Raw genomic sequence first — 4061 nt, 5'->3', positions numbered from 1 at the left:
TTCGCGAAGGCGGCGGGTTTATCGACCCTTCTTTTGGATGACAACCCGCCTTCTCGACCATCCTCGCTCCCACAAGGAAAAGCGTCATATTTCGGAAACCTTACTGACTTAATCTCCCGGCACCTCTTTCGCTATGTAAGGTGCCGGCATGACACTGCGCGTGTTGTTCCTGTTGATGCTGTGCAACTGGCTGCCGTTGACGGCCTCGGCCAGCGGTTTGCCGACGCCCGAACAAGGCCCGGTGCTGCGCATCCAGGGTTCCAACACCATCGGCGCGGCATTGGGCCCGGCGTTGGTCGAAGGCTTGATGCGCCAACAGGGCCTTGTCAAAGTACACGCCGAGGCTGCGGACAACGCCAATGAACTGCGGATCGTCGGTGAAACCGCACAGGGACGCCGGGTCGAGGTAGAGCTGGCGGCTCATGGTTCCAGCACCGGCTTCAGCGCGCTGAAAACCGGCAGCGCCGATCTGGCGGCCTCATCACGTCCGATCAAGGATCGGGAGGTGGCTGACCTGAAGTCACTGGGTGATCTGAAAAGCCCTGGTGCCGAACAGGTCATCGCCATCGACGGCCTGGCGATCATCCTTCACCCGCAGAACCCGCTGAACCAACTCGACACCGTGCAACTGGCGCGTATTTTCAGTGGCGAAGTCAACACCTGGGAAGAACTCGGCGGCAGCGGCGGGACGATTCATCTGTATGCGCGGGATGATCAGTCCGGCACCTACGACACCTTCAAGGAACTGGTCCTCAGTGGCCACGGGAAAACCCTCAGCGGCGGCGCGAAACGCTTCGAGTCCAGCGAACAGTTGTCCGACGCGGTCAGCCTCGACCCGCAAGGCATCGGTTTCATTGGTTTGCCTTACGTGCGCCAGGCCAAAGCCGTGGCGATTGTCGATGGTCAATCCCAGGCCATGCTGCCGCAGGGCAGCCTGATTGCCACCGAAGACTATCCGCTGTCCCGCCGCTTGTTCTTTTACCTGCCGCCAAACGGAAAAAATCCCTGGGCCGAGGCACTGGTGGCCTTCGCCCAAAGCAGCCAGGGCCAGGCGATCGTTGCCGCCAACGGTTTCATCGCCCAGACCGTGCAGGCCATGGCCGTCACCCCCAATGCGCTGATGCCCGAGGGTTATCAGGGACTCAGCCGCCACGCCCAACGACTGAGCGTCAATTTTCGCTTCGAAGAAGGCAGCGCCAGCCTCGACAACAAGGCCCGGCAAGACCTGTCACGGGTACTCGACTATATAAAGCAACATGACAAAACCGATCGACAGGTCACGCTGGTGGGTTTTGGCGATGCCAAGAGCGACCCGACGCGTGCCGACCTGTTGTCGAAACTGCGGGCCATGGCGGTACGGCGGGAACTGGTGAAAAGCGGCGTGGTGTTGCGCGAGATTCGCGGCTTCGGCGCCGAAATGCCGGTGGCGGCCAACAACGCGGATGAAGGGCGGATCAAAAATCGGCGGGTGGAGGTTTGGGTGTATTGAATTGAAATGCTGACCAATGTGGCGAGGGAGCTTGCTCCCGCTGGGTCGCGAAGCGGCCCCCAATCAGGTAACCCGGTCGTATCAGATGCGCCGGGTTGCCTGATTTGCGGTTGCTGCGCAACCGAGCGGGAGCAAGCTCCCTCGCCACAGAGGACTTACTGCCCGCTACGCAGCATCTCTTTAGGCACGTACTTGCCGATTTCGAACTTGCCGATCGCCGCGCGGTGCACTTCGTCCGGGCCATCGGCCAGGCGCAGGGTGCGTTGCATCGCATACATGTAGGCCAGCGGGAAATCGTTCGACACCCCTGCCCCGCCATGGATCTGGATCGCCCGGTCGATCACCCGCAAGGCCACGTTCGGCGCCACCACCTTGATCTGCGCGATTTCGCTCTTCGCCACTTTGTTGCCGACGGTGTCCATCATGTACGCCGCTTTCAACGTCAACAGGCGGGCCATGTCGATTTCCATCCGCGAGTCGGCGATCTTGTCGATGTTGCCGCCCAGGCGCGCCAGCGGCTTACCGAACGCGGTGCGGTTCACCGAGCGTTTGCACATCAGTTCCAGCGCGCGCTCAGCCATGCCGATCGAGCGCATGCAGTGGTGAATCCGGCCTGGGCCAAGGCGACCTTGAGCAATCTCGAAGCCGCGTCCTTCGCCCAGCAGGACGTTTTCGTACGGCACCCGTACGTTTTCAAACAGCACTTCGGCGTGACCGTGGGGTGCATCGTCATAACCGAACACCGGCAGCGGACGCACGATTTTCACGCCGGGGGTATCGACCGGAACCAGAATCATCGAATGTTGCGCGTGGCGTGGCGCGTCGGGATTGCTCAGCCCCATGAAGATCAGGATCTTGCAACGTGGGTCACAGGCGCCGGAAGTCCACCATTTCTTGCCGTTGATCACCCACTCATCGCCATCACGCACCGCGCGGGCCGCCATGTTGGTGGCATCGGAGGACGCAACGTCCGGTTCGGTCATGGCGAACGCCGAGCGGATCTCGCCGCGCAGCAGTGGTTCCAGCCAGCGTTGTTTCTGTTCTTCGTTGGCGTAACGCACCAGCACTTCCATGTTGCCGGTGTCCGGCGCCGAGCAGTTGAACGGCTCCGGCCCCAGCAGCGAGCGGCCCATGATTTCCGCCAGCGGCGCGTATTCAAGGTTGGTCAGGCCGGCGCCGAGCTCGGACTCAGGCAGAAACAAATTCCACAAGCCTTCGGCCTTGGCCTTGAGTTTGAGTTCTTCCATGATCGCGGTCGGCTGCCAGCGATCGCCTTCGGCAACCTGGCGCTCGAACACGGCTTCGGCGGGATAGACGTAGGTGTCCATGAACGCGGTCACGCGCTCACGCAGTTCTTGCACCTTGGGCGAATAAGCGAAATCCATGGGCAGCTCTACCTTTTCGAGGGTTTCAGAGGAGTTGTTCAAGACATGCGATCGATGCTAGAACAGCTACGAAAATTTACCTAGCCTATTCTCGGCGTGTATTAACATTCATCACCGATATATGATCGACTGATAGCCAAGGCTACCCGTCCACACAATAAGAGAGCCGCGTAAATGAATCTGAGCAAGGTCGACCTCAACCTTTTCATCGTCTTCGACGCGATCTACACCGAAGCCAACCTGACCCGCGCCGGGCAGATTGTCGGCATTACCCAACCCGCGGTGTCGAACGCACTGGCCCGCCTGCGCGAGACCTTCAACGATCCGCTGTTCGTCCGCACCGCCCAGGGCATGGTGCCCACGCCGATGGCGCAGAACATCATCGGCCCCGTGCGTAACGCCCTTTCGCTGTTGCGGGTATCGGTCCAGGAAAGCCGCATTTTCAACCCGCTGCAGGCGGTGAAGACGTACCGCATCAGCATGACCGACCTGACCGAAGCGGTGATCCTGCCGCCGCTGTTCCAGCGCCTGCGCCGCCTCGCACCGACGGTGATCATCGAAAGCTTCCTGTCCAAGCGCCGTGAGACCACCAAGGAGCTGGCGGCCGGTCGCCTCGATTTCGCCGTGGACGCACCGCTCAACACCGACCCGCAGGTGCGCCACGTCAAGTTGATGGAAGACCGCTACGTCTGTGCGATGCGCAAAGGGCACCCGCTGGCGGCCAAGGATAAATTCACCCTGGACGATTACCTGGGCCTGACCCACATCCATATTTCCAGCCGTCGCAGCGGTCTGGGTCATGTCGACCTGGCCCTGGGCAAGATGGGCATCCAGCGCAAGATCGCCCTGCGCTCCCAGCATTACCTGATGGCTTCACAAGTGTTGCAGCAGACCGATATGGTGATGACCGTGCCGGAACGCTTCGCCCGCCGTAACGACCTGCACGCCTTCAGCCTGCCGGTCAACGATGTGCCGCCGGTGGAAACCCACCTCTACTGGCACGAAAGCACCGACCAGGACCCGGCCAACCGCTGGATGCGCGAACAGATGATCGAGCTGTGCCAGCAGGTGACGGCGCATGAGAAGAAGCTGGAGAAGGTATAAGGCTTTACACCGCAGCGGACTCTTCGCGAGCCGGCTCGCTCCCACAGGGATCTCTGTTTTACACAAATATTGTGTTCACTGAA

The 4061-nt window shown here is 60.8% G+C and carries 3 protein-coding genes; 2 read left to right on the top strand and 1 reads right to left on the bottom strand.

Annotated features, from left to right (window positions below; all coding sequences use genetic code 11):
• Positions 1-148: 148 nt before the first annotated feature.
• On the top strand, positions 149-1489 hold the full coding sequence (locus ACW9HW_RS29300) for a substrate-binding domain-containing protein (RefSeq protein WP_457402811.1): 1341 nt from the start codon (positions 149-151) through the stop codon (positions 1487-1489).
• A gap of 155 nt (positions 1490-1644) precedes the next feature.
• Here the strand turns inward: ACW9HW_RS29300 and ACW9HW_RS29295 are convergent, their stop codons facing one another.
• Entirely contained in the window at positions 1645-2874 is a 1230-nt protein-coding gene (locus ACW9HW_RS29295; RefSeq protein ID WP_095192744.1) for an acyl-CoA dehydrogenase, read from the bottom strand.
• A gap of 174 nt (positions 2875-3048) precedes the next feature.
• Here ACW9HW_RS29295 and ACW9HW_RS29290 point away from each other — a divergent pair, with 174 nt between their 5' ends.
• Positions 3049-3978 (top strand): LysR family transcriptional regulator, encoded by a 930-nt coding sequence (locus ACW9HW_RS29290; RefSeq protein WP_095192745.1) that lies wholly within the window; start codon positions 3049-3051, stop codon positions 3976-3978.
• Positions 3979-4061 lie beyond the last annotated feature (83 nt).

The organism is Pseudomonas sp. SDO5532_S415, assembly GCF_054071155.1.
The sequence above is the reverse complement of the archived record's forward strand: the minus strand, read 5'-3'. Positions and strand labels throughout refer to the sequence as shown.

What these genes read in the sequence shown, in the direction of transcription:
- ACW9HW_RS29300 (WP_457402811.1), top strand. Translation starts at nt 149, where the DNA reads ATGACACTGCGCGTGTTGTTCCTGTTGATGCTGTGCAACTGGCTGCCG.
- ACW9HW_RS29295 (WP_095192744.1), bottom strand. Translation starts at nt 2,874, where the DNA reads ATGGATTTCGCTTATTCGCCCAAGGTGCAAGAACTGCGTGAGCGCGTG.
- ACW9HW_RS29290 (WP_095192745.1), top strand. Translation starts at nt 3,049, where the DNA reads ATGAATCTGAGCAAGGTCGACCTCAACCTTTTCATCGTCTTCGACGCG.